We start from the raw sequence: 16,813 nt of genomic DNA, 5'->3' as shown, positions 1-16,813 counted from the left end.
GATGCTGATAGCGCAGATTACCGATATCCACCTCGGCTTCGAGCCCGACAGCCCCGGCGAGTTCAACCGCCAGAGGCTTGACCGCGTGGTGGCGGAATTGCGCAGCATGGTTCCGCAGCCCGACATGCTGCTCGCGACCGGCGACCTCATCGACCGCGGGGACCGCGACAGCTACGAGCGGCTGCGCGAAGCACTCTCCGGCCTGCCCTTCCCGGTCTACTACGCGCTCGGCAATCACGACGAGCGCGCCAATTTTGCCGCAGTCTTTCCCGAGGCGGCGTTCGACGGCGGCTTCCTGCACTATGCCATCGAGACGCCGTCGCTGCGGCTGCTTGTGCTCGATACGCTTGAGGAAGGCCGCCACGGCGGCGCGTTCTGCGAAGCGCGCGCGGCGTGGCTCACTGCGCAGCTCGATGCCGAGCCGGAGCGCAAGACGCTGATCGTCCAGCACCACCCGCCCATCGAAGTCGGCATCGCGTGGATGAACACCGATCCCGCCGAGCCATGGGTCGCGCGGCTCGCGGCCTGCCTGCGCGGGCGGACCAACGTGATCGGCCTCGTCTGCGGTCACATCCACCGTGCAGTGACAGCGCATTGGGAAGGCCTTGTCGTCGCCACCTGCCCCTCGACCGCGCCGCAGATCGCGCTCGATCTCAGGCCCATCGATCCCGGCCTGCCCGATCAGCGCCCGCTGATCGTGGCCGATCCGCCAGCCTTTGCGCTGCACTGGTGGAACGGACGAGAGCTGGTCACGCACTGGCAAACGGCGGAGGAGCACCCGGTCCTCGCCCGCTTTGACGCCAATCTGCAGGACATGATCCAGCACATGCTGGCGGAGCGGCCCGGCTGACAGAAGGGTCTAGCGCACTCCGGCCAGCGTCTTCTGCCGCCGGCGCTGCACCGAACTGCCCAGCCCGATCGCCTCGCGGTACTTCGCCACCGTCCGCCGCGCCAGATCGAAGCCGCGCGCCTTGAGCAGATCGACGAGCGTATCGTCCGAGAGCACCGCCTTCGGGTCCTCGGCATCGATCAGCTGGCGGATCGCCGCCTTCACCGCTTCTGCCGAAACCGCGCCGTCACCATCCGCCGAGGCGACTCCCGAAGTGAAGAAGTACTTCAGCTCGAACGTGCCGCGTGCACAGTGCAGATACTTGTTCGAAGTGACGCGGCTGACAGTCGATTCATGCATCGAGATCGCCTCCGCCACAGTTCGCAAGGTCAGCGGCTTCAAGTGCGCGACGCCCAAGCGGAAGAAGCCCTCCTGCTGCTTCACGATCTCTGCCGCGACCTTCAGGATCGTCTTCTGCCGCTGGTCGAGCGCCTTCAGTAGCCAGTTGGCATCCGCGAGCCGCTCGCCCAGCCAGGCCTTGGCGTCCTTGCCCACACAGGCGTGGCGCATCTCGACATAGTAGCGCCGGTTGACCACGAGGCGCGGCAGGGTGGCCGGGTTGAGCGCGATGTCCCATCCCGGCGCGCCGTCATCGCCGACCACCGCCTGCACGAGGATATCGGGCACCACCGCCTCGGCCGGACCACTGCCGAAGCGCAGGCCGGGCTTCGGATCATAACTGCGCAGTTCACGCAGCATGTCGGCAAAGTCCTCGTCATCGACCTGGCATAGCCGCTTCAGCCGCGCGATTTCCCCGCGCGCGAGGAGGTCGAAATTGTCGATCAGGCGCGCCATGCAGGGGTCGTAGCGGTCGGCCTCGCGGGCCTGCAGCGCAATGCATTCGGACAAGTTGCGCGCGCCGACGCCGGTCGGATCGAGCGACTGAACCAAGGCGAGCGCCGACTGCATCGCAGCCTGCGGGAGGCCAAGCGCCTCGCCCGCTTCACCCAGCGTGGTTGTCAGGTAGCCCGCCTCGTCGATCTGATCGATCAGCCAGCGCGCGGCAAACAGCTGCACCGGATCCGAGGTCACCGCGCCGATCTGGGCATGAAGGTGCTCGGCCAGCGTCTCGCTTGCCCCGCCGCGCTCGTCGATATCGGGCGCCTCACCCCCGGCGCTGCTGGCCGAGCCGAAATCGCCCAAGCTGTCCGTGAAGTCGCTCCGCGTGCCATCTCCCGTGTCACGGTCCCGGTCGAGCGCGCTGGCGTCGATATCGAGCGGGCGATCATCCGCTGCACGACCTTCGCTGACCAATTGATCGACCGGGGAGGATTCGAGCGTGGTCCGGCGCAGGCTTTCCGGCTCGCCCTCGAACACGGCATCGATGCCGCTTTCCGGCGCGCCTTCGCCCAGTTCGAGCAGCGGATTCGAATCGAGCGCATCGCCGATGAAGGCCTCGATCTCGAGGTTCGACAGCGCCAGCAGCTTGATTGCCTGCTGGAGCTGCGGGGTCATGACGAGGGATTGGCTCTGGCGGAGGTCGAGCCGCGGACCCAGCGCCATGGTCCGCTATCCTCCCGTCTCTAGCAGCATCACGTCTTTAGGCATCACAGGGTGAAGCCTTCGCCGAGGTAGAGGCGGCGCACGTTGGGATCGGCGACCAGCGCTTCGGGACTGCCGGCGAACAGCACCTGCCCGCCATAGATGATGCAGGCGCGGTCCACGATATCGAGCGTCTCGCGCACGTTGTGGTCAGTGATCAGCACGCCGATGCCGCGATTCTTGAGATCGATAACGAGGTGGCGGATATCGCTGATCGAGAGCGGATCAATGCCCGCGAAAGGTTCGTCGAGCAGGATGATCGAGGGATTGGCCGCCAGCGCGCGCGCAATTTCGCAACGCCGCCGCTCACCGCCCGAAAGCGCCATCGCGGGCGAGGTGCGCAGCCGGGTAAGGCCGAATTCATCAAGCAGCCGGTCGAGCTCCGCCGCGCGGGTCGCCTTGTCGGGCTCGACCAGTTCGAGCACCGTCATGATGTTCTGCTCGACCGTCATGCCGCGGAAAATCGAGGTTTCCTGCGGCAGATAGCCGAGACCGAGGATCGCGCGGCGATACATCGGCAGGCGGGTGATATCGACGCCATCGAGCAGGATGCGGCCTGAATCCGGCCGGACGAGACCCATGATCGAATAGAAGCACGTCGTCTTGCCCGCGCCGTTGGGCCCCAGCAGCCCGAGCACTTCACCCTTGCCGACCGACAGCGAAATGTCGGTCAGCACGGCGCGCTTGTCGTAGCTCTTGGCGATCGAGACCACTTCGAGCCCGCCCTGTTCCAGAGCGGCATGGTTGGTCGCGGTGGCGGGCGTTTCGTCCATAATCGAGAAGGTCCATAGCCCGGTCTGCGGCGCGGGCAAAGCCTGTCTGCGCGCCTTTGGCAGGATTTATGCATGGCTGATCGCAGGATGCAGCGCGACACACCCCCGGTAATATTGCAGCGCTTGAAACATGGCCGAATGCGTGTTTTACTCGTGGTGGAGAGTGTGAAAACGGGGGCACCACCGATGCGCAAGGGTATTGCTGCGGGTCTGGGAAGCGAAGGCACGGCGATGCAGGGCCATGCACTCGATTGGCGCAAACGGATGAGCGACACCGTCGCCTACAGCCTGCTTGTCTATACCAGCCTCCAGATCTTCGTGACCTTGCGTACGCTTGAAGGCTCGAGCGGTTCGATGTTGCCCATGATGGCGCTGGTTGTGCTGGTCGCAGGCGTCATCCCGATGTTCCGCCACTTCGAGCGCCGCTGGGAGGCCCTAAGCGATAGCGAAGCGGCCGATCCGGCGCGCCGCAGCGATTTCCGCCGCGATCAGATGGCTACCTGGGCGGTCGCGATCGGCCTGCCGTTCCTGCTCGCGGCGGTGTTCCGGCTGCTCGTCACGCTGTTCTGATTGCCCGCCGCGCGGCGGCACCTATATGCGAGGCCTGACACTGATCTGCTGAAAGGCCCGTTTCCCGATGCTGTCCCCCCAAGAGGCCCAGGAGCGCTGCCACGCGCTGATCGAGCGCGCGCGCAAGGCCGGCGCTGAAGCGGGCGATGCCGTCTATATCGCCGATTCGTCCGAAGCTGTCTCGGTGCGCCTCGGCGCGCTGGAAGATGTCGAGCGTTCCGAGTCCGAACATATCGGCCTGCGCGTCTTCGTCGGCGGCGCCTCGGCTTCCATTGGATCGACAGACCTGGCAGACGGCGCGCTCGACGAACTGGCCAGCCGCGCGGTCGACATGGCGCGCGCCGCTCCTTCCGACAAGTTCGCCGGCCTTGCGCCGCAAGAGCTGCTGCTTCGCACTGCTCCGCCCGAACTCGATCTTGTCGATGAATACGAGCCCGATCCGCAGACGCTGCGGCGCTGGGCCGAGGAAGCCGAAGATGCTGCCCGCGCGGTTCCCGGCGTCACCAACAGCGAGGGCGGCAGCGCCAGCGCGGGACGGGGCGTGGTCGCGCTTGCCACCAGCCACGGCTTCAGCGGCGCCTATGCCGCAACCAGCCACGGCCGCTCGGCCAGCGTGCTCGCCGGAACCGACAGCGGCATGCAGCGCGACTATTCCTGGCGCAGCGCCCGCCACATCGCAGACCTGTTATCGCCCGCCGAAATCGGCCGCGAGGCGGGCGAGCGAACTGTCGCCCGCATCAATCCGGGCCGGGTCAAGAGCGGCACTTATCCGATCGTGTTCGATCCGCGCGTCGGCAGCTCGCTCGTCGGCCACCTGCTCGGTGCGATGTCGGGTTCGGCCATCGCCCGCCGCGCGAGCTTCCTGCTCGACAAGGACGGCGCGCAGATCTTCGCTGCCGCGATCACCATCAGCGAGGACCCGCTGCGCCAGCGCGGCCCCCGCTCGCGCCCGTTCGACGGCGAAGGGCTGCCGACAGGCGCACGCAATCTGGTCGAGGATGGCCGCCTCACCGGCTGGCTGATGGATTCCGCCGCGGCACGCCAGCTCGGTGCGACGCCCACCGGCCATGCCTCGCGCGGCGGATCAGGCGCACCGCATGTGACCGCGGGCAATCTCGTGCTGCAGCCGGGCACTGTCAGCCGCAGTGCGCTGCTGGGCGACATCAAGGACGGGATCTACGTGACCGAGCTGATCGGCCACGGCGTCAACGGCGTGACCGGCGACTACAGCCGCGGCGCCTCGGGCTTCCGCATCGTCAATGGCGAAATCGCCGCGCCGATTGCAGAGTTCACCGTGGCCGGGAACCTGATCGACATGTTCGCGCGGCTGGTCGCGGCGGACGACCTTGAAACCTGGCGCGGGATCGATGTGCCCACGCTCATGATCGACGGCCTCAGCGTCGCGGGTGATTGAGGGCGCAGCAGCGCCCTCAAAACCAGATTACTTGGCGGCCTTGGCCCGCTCGATCGCTTCGATCGTGATGCGCTTGGCATCTTCGGCGCCGCCCCACTTGCCGACGCGGACCCACTTTTCCTTTTCGAGGTCCTTGTAGTGGGTGAAGAAGTGCTCGATCTGCTGCAGCACGATCTCGGGCAGGTCGCTCTTTTCGGCGACGTCGCGGTAGTAGGGGAAGGTCTTGTCGTCGGGGACGCAGACCAGCTTTTCGTCGCCGCCGTGCTCGTCTTCAAGGTTGAGCACCGCGATCGGACGGGCGCGCACGACCGAGCCGGGGACGAACGGCGAGCGCGCGATCACCAGCGCATCGAGCGGATCGCCATCGGGCGAAAGCGTGTGCGGCACGAAGCCGTAGTTCGCCGGATAGCGCATCGGGGTATGCAGGATGCGGTCCACGAACAGCGCGCCAGAGGCCTTGTCGAACTCGTACTTCACCGGCTCGCCGCCCACGGGCACTTCGATGATCACGTTGAGCGTTTCAGGCGGATTCTCGCCGGTGGGGATCATGTCGATGCGCATGGGATGCTTTCGCTGGGCGCTGCGGCCGGTGGAACTTGCGCGCGTGCTCTAGCGCCGCGCTTTGTGCGCCGCAACATGAACGTGGGGCAAAATGGCTAGATTCCGCCGATCCCGTTGATCGTGAAGGCAATCACGCCGATGTTGAAAATGAACGCGGCGAAGGAATGCGCGGTGACGATCCGACGAATCGTGCGGGATGAAATTTCCACATCGGACGTCTGGAACGTCATCCCGAGGGTCAGCGAAAAGTAGGCGAAGTCGAAGTAATCGGGATGCCCGCTGCCGGGGAACTCCAGCCCCCCGGCATCCTCTCCCGGAACCGCCCCGGCACGATAATACTCGTGGGCGTAGTGCAGCGCATAGACCACATTGGCGAAGAGCCAGGTCAGCAGCAATGTGACGATCAGGCGGAGCAGCGCGCCCGGTTCGCCATGCTTTGCTGCAGGCAATTCGCCGGCAATGGCCGCCATGACCACCAGCGTGATCAGCGTGCTGACCGCGAGGACCACGGTCCGGTTGGCGTCGTTCTCCTCCGAATGACGCCGCATCGTCTCCTTCTTGCATTCTCGCAGCAGCGGGATCAGCGAAAGAAGGAAGCCGGTGACCGCGAAATCGAACCCGACGACCAGCGCATCGGCCAGATCGGCGTAGCCCGTCATCCAGCCGCGCGCGGCAAAACCGCCGATCAGCAGCCCCAAGAACAGCACGAAACGCGGCGGGGCAATGCGCTGGCCGAACCGCAGTGCGGCCTGCTGTTCTCCAGCATCGCCGCGCTTCCCCACCTTACTTCGCCGCTGCCTTCTTGGCCACCGCCGCGCGCGGTGCCAGCAGCTTGTCGAGCCCGGTCGGCGCGGTCCCCGGAGCGGCGCGCTCCAGCCACGGCCAGCGCAGGCCGTCGTGGTATTCGATGCGGATCGGACGAACCAGATCGTCGCGCTTAACGATCAGGTCGATCGGCATGTTGGTGCCCTTGGCGGCGGTGATCGCGGCCTTGATCGTCTCCTGATCGTAGGTCTTGCCGTTGACCGAGATGATCTGCATCCCCGTTACCAGCCCCGCCTTGAACGCCGGGCCATCCCAGCGGCTGCCGGTGATCTTGCCGTCGTTGTCGATGGCAAGGCCGATCGAATGGTTGAGCGAGATGTATTTCGCCGCCGCCATGCGTGCCTTGTCATAGGGGTTGGGCTCTTCCTTCCACGCCAGCTTGTAGCCGCCGCGCTCGATCCCGCCGAGCGGCGAGGGCTGGCCCGGGGTCTGGACGCGGGTCTTGATGAAGCCGGCCCAGTCGTAGGGATAAATCGTATTGAGCGTCTGGATCACGTCGGACAGCTCGTAAGTCAGCGAGCCCCAATCGCCGTCCCGCATGCCGAAGAAGGCCTTGGCGAAATCGTCCATGCCCTTCTTGCCGCCGGTGCCGTCGCGGATGATCGCCTCGGCCTCCAGCCAGATCAGCGCGCCTTCGGTGTAGTATTCCTCGTTCCGCGCGAGCGAGGAGAACGGCTTGGCCTTCCGGTTTGCCACGATCGGGTCGTGGGTGGTATCCTCGACCGAGCGCCATTCGCGCCCCGGATACTGGGTGAACGAGCCAGCATAGTTGGCGAACTGGCCGAGCACCTGCTCCTTGCTCTGGACGCCCGAACGCGCGGCGAGGACGAGGCCCCAGAACTGGTTCTGCCCTTCATAGACCCACAGCAGGTTGTCCTGCATCGGCACGCGGTAGTCCGGCGTCCACAGCTTGGCCGGGCGGCGGAACTTGCCATCCCACGAATGCGACAGCTCGTGCGGCACGACGTTGCGGTCCCAGTCGCCCGCCGCCCAATCGACAAGGGTGCGCGGCTCGTACTGGTTCTCGCTCGACCGGTGATGCTCCAGCCCGATGCCGCCCATGCGGTCGGTCAGCGCCAGCAGCAGGTCGTAGTGATCGAAGTGCTTCGAGCCGTAGGCCAGCAGCGCCTCGTCGACGAGGTTGCGGTAGGTCTGCAGGTTCTCGGGCGCGATCTTGAGGAGCTCCGGCTTGTCGGCCACGAGATCGAGGTAGACGCCTTTCCCGAGGTCATGCCGGTCCGCATAAAGTCCGGCGAAGATCGGCGAATCGACCAGCGTCTCGTAGTCGGTCTCGCTCCAGGTCACGACATTGCCGTTAGCCGACTTGCCATCGAGTGCGGTGAACACCTGCCAGTTCGCCGGGAACGTCACCGTGGGCTTCACCTTGATCTGCCGTACATAATGCCCGGCAGGATAGAGGCTCATCTTCTCCCACTGCAGGTTGAGCATCTCGCGCGTCATCGTGATGCGCCCCTCGCTTTCACGCAGCGGCGAGGTGTGGATGAACGTCGCGGTGATCTCGGACGCGCCAGCCGGTACATCGACGTGGAAGGCAAACACATCGACCGGATCGCGCGTCCAGCTCAGCAGCTGGCCGCCCGCGCGGAAGCGGATGTCGAGCAGTTCCGCGATCGTGCCCTTCGGTCCATGGTTGCCCGGCAGCCATTCGGGATGGAGCAGCGTGAGCCGTGTCGTGCCCTGTAGCACTGGGATCGTCTCGGTCACGCGGTAGGCGCCGGTGGTGGTATCGCTGGCATCGATCGCGAGCTGGATCGTGCCGGGCCAGGGCGTGTCCTGCGCGTCCGGGATGGTCTGTGCGATCGGCACCGCCATGGGCCGGCTGTTCGAGGACGGCTGGACCTGCGCGCAGATCGGGCTGGTGGTGGCAAGCAAGGCTGCGGCAAAAGTCAGCAGGGCGACAGGGCGCGTCGGGCGCTTCTTGGAAGTAATCATCGCCGCTTCATGGCGCGATCCCTTGCGGACTGCAACCGGCAGGCGCTCCGGCCTCTTTGCGCGCAAAGGTGCAGACCCTTTCCCCGCGCCGACATTCCCGCTAATCGCGCGGGCAATCATGAGCAGCGACAAGACCAAATCCGCACCAGCTACCCCGCAAGCCATCCGCGGGACGCAGGATATCTTCGGCCCCGATGCCGAGGCCTTCGCCTTCGTGGTGGAGACCTTCGAGCGTGTCCGTCGGCTCTACCGCTTCCGCCGTGCCGAAATGCCGGTGTTCGAAAAGACCGCCGTGTTCAGCCGCAGCCTGGGCGAGACGACCGATGTCGTTTCCAAGGAAATGTACAGCTTCGAGGACCGCGGCGGGGAATCGCTCACTCTGCGCCCGGAATTCACCGCCGGCATCGCGCGCGCCTATCTCACCAATGGCTGGCAGCAGCATGCGCCCTTGAAGCTGGCGACGCACGGCCCGCTGTTCCGCTATGAACGTCCGCAGAAGGGTCGCTACCGCCAGTTCCACCAGATCGACGCCGAAATCCTCGGCGCGGGCGAACCGCAGGCAGATGTCGAACTGCTGGTGATGGCCGACCAGATCCTGCGCGAACTGGGCATTGCCGACGGCGTGACGCTGCAGCTCAACACGCTGGGCGATGCCCCCAGCCGCGAGGCGTGGCGCGCAGCGCTGATCGACTACTTCCGCGCGGTGAAGGGCGACCTCAGCGAGGATTCGCAGGAACGCCTCGAGAAGAACCCGCTGCGCATCCTCGACAGCAAGGACCCACGCGACAAGGTTTTCACGGCGGATGCACCCAAGATCGACGCATACCTTTCGGACGAGGCGCAGGACTTCTTCGGCAAGGTAACGGCGGGGCTGGATGCCGCTGGCGTGGCCTGGACGCGCGCCCCAACGCTGGTGCGGGGGCTGGACTACTATCGCCACACCGCGTTCGAATTCGTCACCGACCGGCTTGGCGCGCAAGGCACCGTGCTCGGCGGCGGGCGCTATGACGGGCTGATCGAGGCGCTCGGCGGGCCCCACACCCCGGCGGTCGGCTGGGCCGCGGGGATCGAGCGGCTGGCGATGCTGGTGGGGGACAAGATTGAGTCGAAAGCCGAAGTGGCAATCGTTGTCGAGGATGGAGACCAATCCTTGGCAGCGATCAAAATCGCGCGCCTACTTCGCGCACATGGTATCTCCGTCGAGATCTACAACTCTGGTTCACCAAAGAAGCGCTTTGCGAAAGCGAGGAAAGACGAGCCCGACTACGTTTGCACTCTGAGTTCGGCGGTCAACAGCCCGGTCGGAACCTCTGTTGTGCGGTTTGTCCCCAGTGAGACCAAGCTTTTTTCCGATCTGCTCTCGCGGGTCGATGATGCAATGCGTTCAATGTTCGAGATCAGCAATCAGGACGGCATTGTCGCCTTTGAGTCGATCTTGATCGCCGAGAAGTCGTAAGCGACGGTGAGCGTCTCCGACACCCGCCTCGCTCAAATCGCATCCCGCTTCGCTGAACTCGAAGCGCGGCTGGCTTCGGGCACGCTTGAAGGCCCGGCGTTTGTCGCGGCGAGCCGAGACTACGCCGAACTGGAACCTGTCGCCCGCGCGGCCGCGCATGTCAGCGCGATGCGGAGCGAGCTCGCCGCGCTGTCCTCAAGCACCGACCCCGATCCGGAGATGCGGGCCCTCGCCGAAGAGGAAATCGCCCACCTCCGCGCCGAATTGCCCGTTGCCGAGCGCACGCTGGCCATCGCCATGCTGCCGCGCGACAGCGCCGACAGCCGCCCTGCGATGCTCGAAATCCGGGCCGGGACCGGGGGCGACGAGGCCGCCCTGTTCGCCGCCGATCTCTTCCGCATGTACGAGCGCTTCGCGGCCGAGCAGGGTTGGCGGGTCGAGATGGTCTCGGCCAACGCCAACGAGATCGGCGGCTTCAAGGAAGTCGTCGCCAACGTCGCCGGACAAGGCGTGTTCGCCAAGCTCAAGTACGAAAGCGGGGTCCACCGCGTGCAGCGTGTACCCGTTACCGAAAGCGGCGGGCGCATCCACACCAGCGCGGCGACCGTCGCGGTGCTGCCGGAGCCCGATGAAGTCGATGTCGCGATCGAGGACAAGGATCTCAAGATCGATATCTACCGCGCCTCGGGTGCGGGCGGGCAGCACGTCAACACCACCGACTCCGCCGTGCGCATCACGCACCTGCCCACCGGCCTTGTCGTGACTTGTCAGGACGAGCGCAGCCAGCACAAGAACAAGGCCAAGGCGATGCAGGTCTTGCGCGCGCGGCTCTACGAGAAGATGCGCGATGAGGCTCAGGGCGCCGAGGCCGAAGCGCGCAAGGCGATGGTCGGCTCGGGCGACCGCTCCGAACGCATCCGCACCTACAACTTCCCGCAAGGCCGCGTCACCGATCACCGCATCAACCTCACCCTGCACCGCCTGCCCGAGATTCTCGAAGGCCCCGGGCTTGGCGAACTGATCGATGCGCTCGCCGCCGAAGATCAGGTCAAGCGCCTCGCCGCGCTCGATGCCTGATATCCGCTCTGCGCTGCGTGAGGCCACCGAGCGGCTCTCGGCCACCAGCGACACGGCGCGGCTCGATGCCGAACTGTTGATGGCGCATGCGCTCGGCGTTTCGCGCACAGAACTGCTGCTGCGGCACCTCCATTCCGGACCTCCAGCAAGCTTCACGTCCATTCTGGACCGCCGCCTGAACCACGAACCGATCGCCTATATCCTTGGCTCGCAACCCTTTTATGGCCTCGATCTCGAAGTCGGCCCTGCCGTGCTGATCCCGCGCGGGGACAGCGAGATGGTGATCGAAGCGGCCAGACTTGCACGCGAAGGCCAGCCGACAAAGCGCATCCTCGATCTCGGCACCGGCTCCGGCGCGCTGCTGCTGGCCGCGCTGACGATCTGGCCTGAGGCGCAGGGGATAGGCCTCGAACGCTCCGGCGCGGCGCGGGAGGTGGCTGCCCGCAATGCCGAAACCAATGACCTCGCATCGCGCGCTCGCATCATCGCTGGCGACTGGACGCAAGGCGGGTGGGGTAGTGATCTCGGCCGGTTCGACCTGATCCTCGCCAACCCGCCCTACGTCGAAGAGGACGCCGAACTGGCGCCTTCCGTCCGCGCGCACGAGCCTGCCGAAGCGCTGTTCGCCGGACCCGATGGCCTCGACGACTACCGTCTGCTGATCCCGGCGATTCCGCACCTGCTCGCCCCCGGAGGCACCGCGATGTTCGAGATCGGGGCAAGGCAAGGCGATGCTGTTTCGGCGCTGGCCCGGGAGGCCGGGCTTGGCGCCAAAGTCCATCCGGACCTCGCAGGCAGGCCACGTGCAGTCGAAATGGCGTGAAACGGGCAAACATTTTGCTTGGCAAGGCGGCGCTGCGCCCCTAATCACATGCTTAGGCAGGGCGACGGATGAAGGCTTCCCGTCCCGGCTCACTCCACCATTTGCATCGATCGCCGGCAGGGCAGGCTGGCAACGCGCAGATGCTGGACACCGCGAATGGCAGCATTCGTGGTGGAGGATGCGCGGCAGCGGGGTCATGCAGTCCAGACCCAGGAGTTGCGCCACGTCAGGCCCACGTTGAAAAGAACGGGGTCAAGGTTGCACCAGAACAGGAAAGTGCCTCACTTGAACAACAATCGTGGGAACAACCGCCGGCGCGGTCGCGGGAACAACAACCGCCCGCAGGGTGGCGGCCAGCAGCTCAACCGCATCGACAGCCGCGCTCGGGGCAATGCGCCCCAGATGCTCGAAAAGTATCGCAAGCTGGCGCAGGACGCCCACCTCAACGGCGACCGTGTGCAGGCGGAGTACTACCTGCAGTTCGCGGACCACTATTTCCGCGTCATCGCCGACAGCCGCACCCGGATCGACGAGCAGCGCCAGCGCCCCAACGGCGAACGCTGGAGCGAGGCGGAAGGAGAAGACGACGGCACCGACTTCTCGATGGACAACGACTTCCCCGCCTTCGATCGCCCGCAAAGCCGCCGCGACGAGAACCGCGAGTCGCGTGATAACCAGCAGCGCGAAGCGCGCGACAACCGTGAGCCCCGTGACAATCGCGAGCCGCGCGAAAACCGCGATCAGCGCGAGTACCGCGAACCGCGTGAGCAGCGCGAAAACCGCGAGCCGCGCGAAAACCAGCGTCCGCGTTTCGAACCGGCGCCCGTAGCCGAAGGCATGGTCCGCGCAGACGAAGGCGAGCCGATCACCGATGCGGCTGACAATCCCTTCGTTCGCGAGAGCCGCTCGCAGCGTGGTCTGCGTCCGCGCAGCGACCGCCGCCCCCGGCGCGAGACCGAAGAAGCACCTGCCGCCGCGCTCGATCCGATGAGCCTGCCGCCCGCGATCGGCGTGCGTGCAGCCCCGGAACCCGAGCCGGCCGAGGAAGCGCCCGCGGCCGAAGCACCTCCTGCGGCAACGGAAGCACCTGCGCCCAAGCGTCGGGGCCGTCCGCGCAAGAACCCGCTGCCGGAAGCGGCGGAAGGCTGATCGCGGCCTTTCGCAGCGCCTGAGCGAGGCCGCGGCGTGCCGGTAACTACAAAGCGCTTCGCCCCGCTCGCGCTGATCGGCGCGGGCGCTCTGGCCGCGACGGGCTTCCAGCCGCTCGCGCTGTGGCCCTCCACGCTGGCGGCGCTGGCCTTCCTGATCCACCGGATCGAGCAGGCCGGTTCGGCTCGCCGCTCCGCGCTGGCGGGCTGGCTGTTCGGGCTCGGCTACTTCACGCTCGGCAACAACTGGATTGCCATGGCGTTCACTTATCAGGCAGCCATGCCCGCCTGGCTCGGCTGGATCGCGGTCGTGCTGCTGGCGATCTACCTTGCGATCTATCCGGCACTGGCCGCCTTCCTCGCCAAATGGCTGGCGAAGCGCTTCAAGGCGGCGCCGCTCCCGGCCTTTGCGGGATGCTGGATCATCGCCGAGTACCTGCGCGCCACGCTGTTCACCGGCTTTGCGTGGAACCCGCTCGCGATGGTGGCGCTGGGCGGGTTCGGACGGCCTGGCCTGGCCGCAATCGCGCCGTGGACCGGAACATATGCCTTGTCCGGCATCGTCATGCTGCTCGCCGGTGTCTGGCTGATGGCATGGCGGACAGCAAAGGCGGGCAAGCTCCACGTAGCCGCGATGACGGCGGCACTTCCCGCCGCGCTCATGATGCTGCCTTGGCACGGCAAGGGCGGCGAGGGGTATCTTGCCTATACCCTTGTCCAGCCCAACATCGGGCAGGACACGATCAACGATCCGAGCCAGTACGAAGGCCAGTTCCAAGGCATCGCGCGCCTTTCGCTCACGCCGAAGCCGGGATCGACCAGAATCGTGCTGTGGCCCGAAGGCGGGCTGCCCGACTATCTCCGGCCCGGCTATCCGCAGTTCTTCTACAATGCGACCACCTTCGGCGCAGATCCTGCGCTGGCCCGCGCACGGATCGGGCGGGTGATCGGCCCCGGCAGCCTGCTCCTGACCGGCGCAACCGATCTCGTGATGGAGCGAGGCGAGGTCACGGGTGCACGCAACGTCGTCACCGCGCTGGACGCAGGCGGCGCGATACGGGGCAGTTATGCCAAGGCACATCTGGTGCCCTACGGCGAATACCTGCCGATGCGCGCATGGCTCGCGCCGCTGGGTCTTTCGCGGCTGGTTTCGGGCAGCCTCGATTTTCTCCCCGGCCCGGGACCGCAGACGCTGGACATGGGAGTCCAAGGCAAGGCGGGCGTGCAGATCTGCTACGAGATCATCTTCTCCGGCGAAGTGGCCGACCGAGCGCACCGGCCGGACTACATCTTCAACCCCTCGAACGACGGCTGGTTCGGCGCCTGGGGCCCGCCGCAGCATCTGGCGCAGGCCCGCATGCGCGCGATCGAAGAAGGGCTCCCGGTCCTGCGCGCCACGACCACCGGCATCAGCGCCGTGATCGATGCCGACGGTGTGGTCCGCCAGTCCGTGCCGCGCCTCAGCGCGGGCCGGATCGATGGCATGGTGCCGCCGGCACACGCGCCGACACTGTTCGCGCGGCTCGGCAACCGGCTGGCGCTTGCGTGGGCGCTGTTGCTGATCGGGACTGCGCTCGTGGTTGCAAGGCGGCGCGGAGGACGCTAGGGAGGCCACATAAAGCTTTCTTTATATCATACAGGACGCCCCTCATGCGCACCGATTATCTGTTCACGTCCGAAAGCGTTTCCGAAGGCCACCCGGACAAGGTTGCCGACCAGATCAGCGACGGCATCGTGGACCTCTTCCTCTCCAAGGACCCCGAAGCGCGCATTGCCTGCGAGACGCTGACGACGACGCAGCTGGTGGTGCTGGCGGGCGAAATCCGCTGCAAGGGCGTCTACGAGGACGGCAAATGGGCGCCGGGCGCGCAGGAAGAGATCGAGAAGACCGTGCGCGAGACGGTCAAGCGCATCGGCTATGAGCAGGACGGCTTCCACTGGGAGAAGTTCGAGTTCATCAACCGCCTCCACGGCCAGTCCGCGCACATCGCGCAGGGCGTCGACGCGGCGGACAACAAGGACGAAGGCGCAGGCGACCAGGGCATCATGTTCGGCTACGCGACCGACGAGACGCCCGACCTGATGCCGGCGACGCTGTACTACAGCCACAAGATCCTCGAGCGCATGGCGGCTGACCGCCACTCCGGCGCGGCACCGTTCCTCGAGCCGGATGCCAAGAGCCAGGTCACGCTGCGCTACGAGGGCTCGCTCCCCGTCGCCGCGACGGCGGTCGTCGTCTCGACCCAGCATGCGCCGGGCTATGACGAAGGCGAGAAGGAAGCCGAACTCCACGCCTACGTGAAGCGCGTGGTCGCCGAGGTGATCCCGCCGGTGCTGCTGCGCGAGACCAAGTACTACATCAACCCGACCGGCTCGTTCGAGATCGGCGGTCCCGATGGCGACGCGGGCCTGACCGGCCGCAAGATCATCGTCGACACCTACGGCGGCGCGGCCCCGCACGGCGGCGGCGCGTTCTCGGGCAAGGACCCGACCAAGGTCGACCGTTCGGCGGCCTATATCACGCGCTACCTCGCCAAGAACGTGGTCGCCTCGGGCCTTGCGACGCGCTGCACGATCCAGATCGCCTATGCGATCGGCGTGTCCGAGCCGCTCTCGCTCTATGTCGACACGCATGACACCGGCACGGTGGGCGACGACAAGATCGAGGAAGCAATCAAGGCCATTGCTAAGCTCGGCGGCCTGACCCCGCGCGCGATCCGCACGCACCTGGGCCTCAACAAGCCGATCTACCAGCCGACCGCTGCTTACGGCCACTTCGGCCGCAAGGCAGACGGCGACTTCTTCCCGTGGGAGCGCCTCGATCTGGTCGACGATCTCAAGGCTGCGTTCGCCTGATCAAGGCCTGGCCGGCGGCGCGAATGTTGGAAGAAAAGCGACAAAAGCGACACCGTGTCGCTTTTCGAAATGCGCCTTAAACAGCTGATCCAAAAGCACGATTTCCGCACAAGGTGACACATGACACTTTGTGCGGAAAAGCGTGCATGGGCGAAACGACGATAGCAAAGAGCGGGAGGCCGAGGGCCGGACACGCTTGTGCCAGATTGCAGCCGTGTAGGAAAATGGAGTTCGGCGAGGCTGTTCGACCTGCACCTTGCACTCCATTCCAGAGCCCCATAGATTCGCTGCCATGGATCATATCAGCATCCTGACCCGCCACCGCGCCGCCGTGATCGCACTCGCGGCAAAGCGGCGCGCCGCAAATCCGCGCCTGTTCGGGTCGGTACTGCGAGGGCAAGCAACCGCGCGGAGCGATTTCGACATTCTTGTCGATCCTCTTCCCGGGGCAACGCTGTTCGACCTCGGCGGTCTTCAGGCGGATCTTGAAGACCTGCTCGGTGCGCCGGTGGACCTGCTGACACCCGAAGATATCGCCCCCGAATTTCGCGAGCAGGTCACCGCCGAGGCGCGCCCGATCTGATGGCGCTTTCTGCGCACGACCTGCTGAAACATATGCGCGAAGCCGCAGAGCAAGCTCTGACCTACACCGAGGGCATGGAGCATAACGACTTCCTCGTCGACAAGCGCACGCAGCAGGCGGTGATCCTGAACCTTGTGATCATTGGCGAGGCAGCAACCAAGCTGATGGATCAGCATGCCGAGCTTACGGACGCGCACAGTCACATCGAATGGCGCGCGATCCGGGGCATGCGGAACCGGATCGCGCATGGCTATTACGACATCAATCTGGACATTGTTTGGGAAACCTTGCGCAGCGCCCTGCCGGCACTTCTCGATCAGCTGAAAGGGTTGTCCGAGTAGCC

Annotated in this window: 16 protein-coding genes; 11 read left to right on the top strand and 5 right to left on the bottom strand. The window is 65.9% G+C overall.

Going from position 1 to position 16,813, the window contains the following annotated elements:
- Window position 1 precedes the first annotated feature (1 nt).
- Window positions 2-850, top strand: coding sequence for a phosphodiesterase (locus IP83_RS06520; protein WP_054121400.1), 849 nt, complete (start codon window positions 2-4; stop codon window positions 848-850).
- Between the two features lie 9 nt (window positions 851-859).
- Here IP83_RS06520 and rpoN read toward each other — a convergent pair whose 3' ends face one another.
- Window positions 860-2,392 (bottom strand): RNA polymerase factor sigma-54, encoded by a 1,533-nt coding sequence (gene rpoN / locus IP83_RS06515; RefSeq protein ID WP_054121399.1) that lies wholly within the window; start codon window positions 2,390-2,392, stop codon window positions 860-862.
- A gap of 44 nt (window positions 2,393-2,436) precedes the next feature.
- Complete coding sequence (gene lptB, locus IP83_RS06510) at window positions 2,437-3,204, bottom strand: LPS export ABC transporter ATP-binding protein (RefSeq protein WP_054121491.1); 768 nt, start codon at window positions 3,202-3,204, stop codon at window positions 2,437-2,439.
- Between the two features lie 72 nt (window positions 3,205-3,276).
- Between lptB and IP83_RS06505 the strand changes: the two genes are divergently transcribed.
- Entirely contained in the window at window positions 3,277-3,774 is a 498-nt protein-coding gene (locus IP83_RS06505) for a hypothetical protein (protein WP_231624936.1), read from the top strand.
- Window positions 3,775-3,841: 67 nt separating this feature from the next.
- Window positions 3,842-5,188 carry a TldD/PmbA family protein gene (locus IP83_RS06500; protein ID WP_054121398.1) on the top strand — a complete coding sequence of 449 codons (1,347 nt, stop codon included), beginning with the start codon at window positions 3,842-3,844 and terminating at the stop codon, window positions 5,186-5,188.
- A 27-nt stretch (window positions 5,189-5,215) separates the two neighbouring features.
- Here the strand turns inward: IP83_RS06500 and ppa are convergent, their stop codons facing one another.
- The 3 genes from ppa to IP83_RS06485 form a co-directional block, all read right to left on the bottom strand.
- Window positions 5,216-5,749 (bottom strand): inorganic diphosphatase, encoded by a 534-nt coding sequence (gene ppa, locus IP83_RS06495; protein ID WP_054121397.1) that lies wholly within the window; start codon window positions 5,747-5,749, stop codon window positions 5,216-5,218.
- Window positions 5,750-5,844: 95 nt separating this feature from the next.
- A complete protein-coding gene (locus IP83_RS06490) occupies window positions 5,845-6,531 on the bottom strand; it encodes a DUF1345 domain-containing protein (protein ID WP_231624935.1) in 687 nt (228 codons plus the stop codon).
- 1 nt (window position 6,532) lies between these two features.
- A complete protein-coding gene (locus tag IP83_RS06485; RefSeq protein ID WP_197274300.1) occupies window positions 6,533-8,527 on the bottom strand; it encodes a M61 family metallopeptidase in 1,995 nt (664 codons plus the stop codon).
- 118 nt (window positions 8,528-8,645) lie between these two features.
- On the opposite strand from IP83_RS06485, the gene hisS reads away from it, so the two are divergent.
- From hisS to IP83_RS06445, 8 genes are all read left to right on the top strand, one after another.
- Entirely contained in the window at window positions 8,646-9,983 is a 1,338-nt protein-coding gene (hisS, locus tag IP83_RS06480; protein ID WP_082364540.1) for a histidine--tRNA ligase, read from the top strand.
- A 6-nt stretch (window positions 9,984-9,989) separates the two neighbouring features.
- Complete coding sequence (gene prfA / locus IP83_RS06475) at window positions 9,990-11,060, top strand: peptide chain release factor 1 (protein ID WP_054121395.1); 1,071 nt, start codon at window positions 9,990-9,992, stop codon at window positions 11,058-11,060.
- A complete protein-coding gene (prmC, locus tag IP83_RS06470) occupies window positions 11,053-11,883 on the top strand; it encodes a peptide chain release factor N(5)-glutamine methyltransferase (RefSeq protein WP_054121488.1) in 831 nt (276 codons plus the stop codon). The genes prfA and prmC overlap by 8 nt, the downstream gene beginning before the upstream one ends.
- Before the next feature lie 285 nt (window positions 11,884-12,168).
- The gene (locus IP83_RS06465) at window positions 12,169-13,032 is read left to right on the top strand and encodes a DUF4167 domain-containing protein (protein ID WP_054121394.1); all 864 of its coding nucleotides are present in this window, start codon (window positions 12,169-12,171) and stop codon (window positions 13,030-13,032) included.
- 36 nt (window positions 13,033-13,068) lie between these two features.
- Window positions 13,069-14,637, top strand: a complete 1,569-nt coding sequence (lnt, locus tag IP83_RS06460; RefSeq protein WP_082364538.1) for an apolipoprotein N-acyltransferase — start codon at window positions 13,069-13,071, stop codon at window positions 14,635-14,637.
- 44 nt (window positions 14,638-14,681) lie between these two features.
- The gene (gene metK, locus IP83_RS06455; protein WP_054121393.1) at window positions 14,682-15,887 is read left to right on the top strand and encodes a methionine adenosyltransferase; all 1,206 of its coding nucleotides are present in this window, start codon (window positions 14,682-14,684) and stop codon (window positions 15,885-15,887) included.
- A 292-nt stretch (window positions 15,888-16,179) separates the two neighbouring features.
- Window positions 16,180-16,470: a nucleotidyltransferase family protein gene (locus IP83_RS06450; protein ID WP_054121392.1), complete on the top strand. Its 291-nt coding sequence runs from the start codon at window positions 16,180-16,182 to the stop codon at window positions 16,468-16,470.
- Window positions 16,470-16,811 (top strand): DUF86 domain-containing protein, encoded by a 342-nt coding sequence (locus IP83_RS06445; protein ID WP_054121391.1) that lies wholly within the window; start codon window positions 16,470-16,472, stop codon window positions 16,809-16,811. The genes IP83_RS06450 and IP83_RS06445 overlap by 1 nt, the downstream gene beginning before the upstream one ends.
- Window positions 16,812-16,813 lie beyond the last annotated feature (2 nt).

Source organism: Novosphingobium sp. AAP93 (assembly GCF_001296055.1).
Taxonomy (GTDB): Bacteria; Pseudomonadota; Alphaproteobacteria; order Sphingomonadales; family Sphingomonadaceae; genus Novosphingobium.
The sequence above is the reverse complement of the archived record's forward strand: the minus strand, read 5'-3'. Positions and strand labels throughout refer to the sequence as shown.

What these genes read in the sequence shown, in the direction of transcription:
- IP83_RS06520 (WP_054121400.1), top strand. Translation starts at nt 2, where the DNA reads ATGCTGATAGCGCAGATTACCGATATCCACCTCGGCTTCGAGCCCGAC.
- rpoN (WP_054121399.1), bottom strand. Translation starts at nt 2,392, where the DNA reads ATGGCGCTGGGTCCGCGGCTCGACCTCCGCCAGAGCCAATCCCTCGTC.
- lptB (WP_054121491.1), bottom strand. Translation starts at nt 3,204, where the DNA reads ATGGACGAAACGCCCGCCACCGCGACCAACCATGCCGCTCTGGAACAG.
- IP83_RS06505 (WP_231624936.1), top strand. Translation starts at nt 3,277, where the DNA reads ATGGCTGATCGCAGGATGCAGCGCGACACACCCCCGGTAATATTGCAG.
- IP83_RS06500 (WP_054121398.1), top strand. Translation starts at nt 3,842, where the DNA reads ATGCTGTCCCCCCAAGAGGCCCAGGAGCGCTGCCACGCGCTGATCGAG.
- ppa (WP_054121397.1), bottom strand. Translation starts at nt 5,749, where the DNA reads ATGCGCATCGACATGATCCCCACCGGCGAGAATCCGCCTGAAACGCTC.
- IP83_RS06485 (WP_197274300.1), bottom strand. Translation starts at nt 8,527, where the DNA reads ATGATTACTTCCAAGAAGCGCCCGACGCGCCCTGTCGCCCTGCTGACT.
- hisS (WP_082364540.1), top strand. Translation starts at nt 8,646, where the DNA reads ATGAGCAGCGACAAGACCAAATCCGCACCAGCTACCCCGCAAGCCATC.
- prmC (WP_054121488.1), top strand. Translation starts at nt 11,053, where the DNA reads ATGCCTGATATCCGCTCTGCGCTGCGTGAGGCCACCGAGCGGCTCTCG.
- metK (WP_054121393.1), top strand. Translation starts at nt 14,682, where the DNA reads ATGCGCACCGATTATCTGTTCACGTCCGAAAGCGTTTCCGAAGGCCAC.
- IP83_RS06450 (WP_054121392.1), top strand. Translation starts at nt 16,180, where the DNA reads ATGGATCATATCAGCATCCTGACCCGCCACCGCGCCGCCGTGATCGCA.
- IP83_RS06445 (WP_054121391.1), top strand. Translation starts at nt 16,470, where the DNA reads ATGGCGCTTTCTGCGCACGACCTGCTGAAACATATGCGCGAAGCCGCA.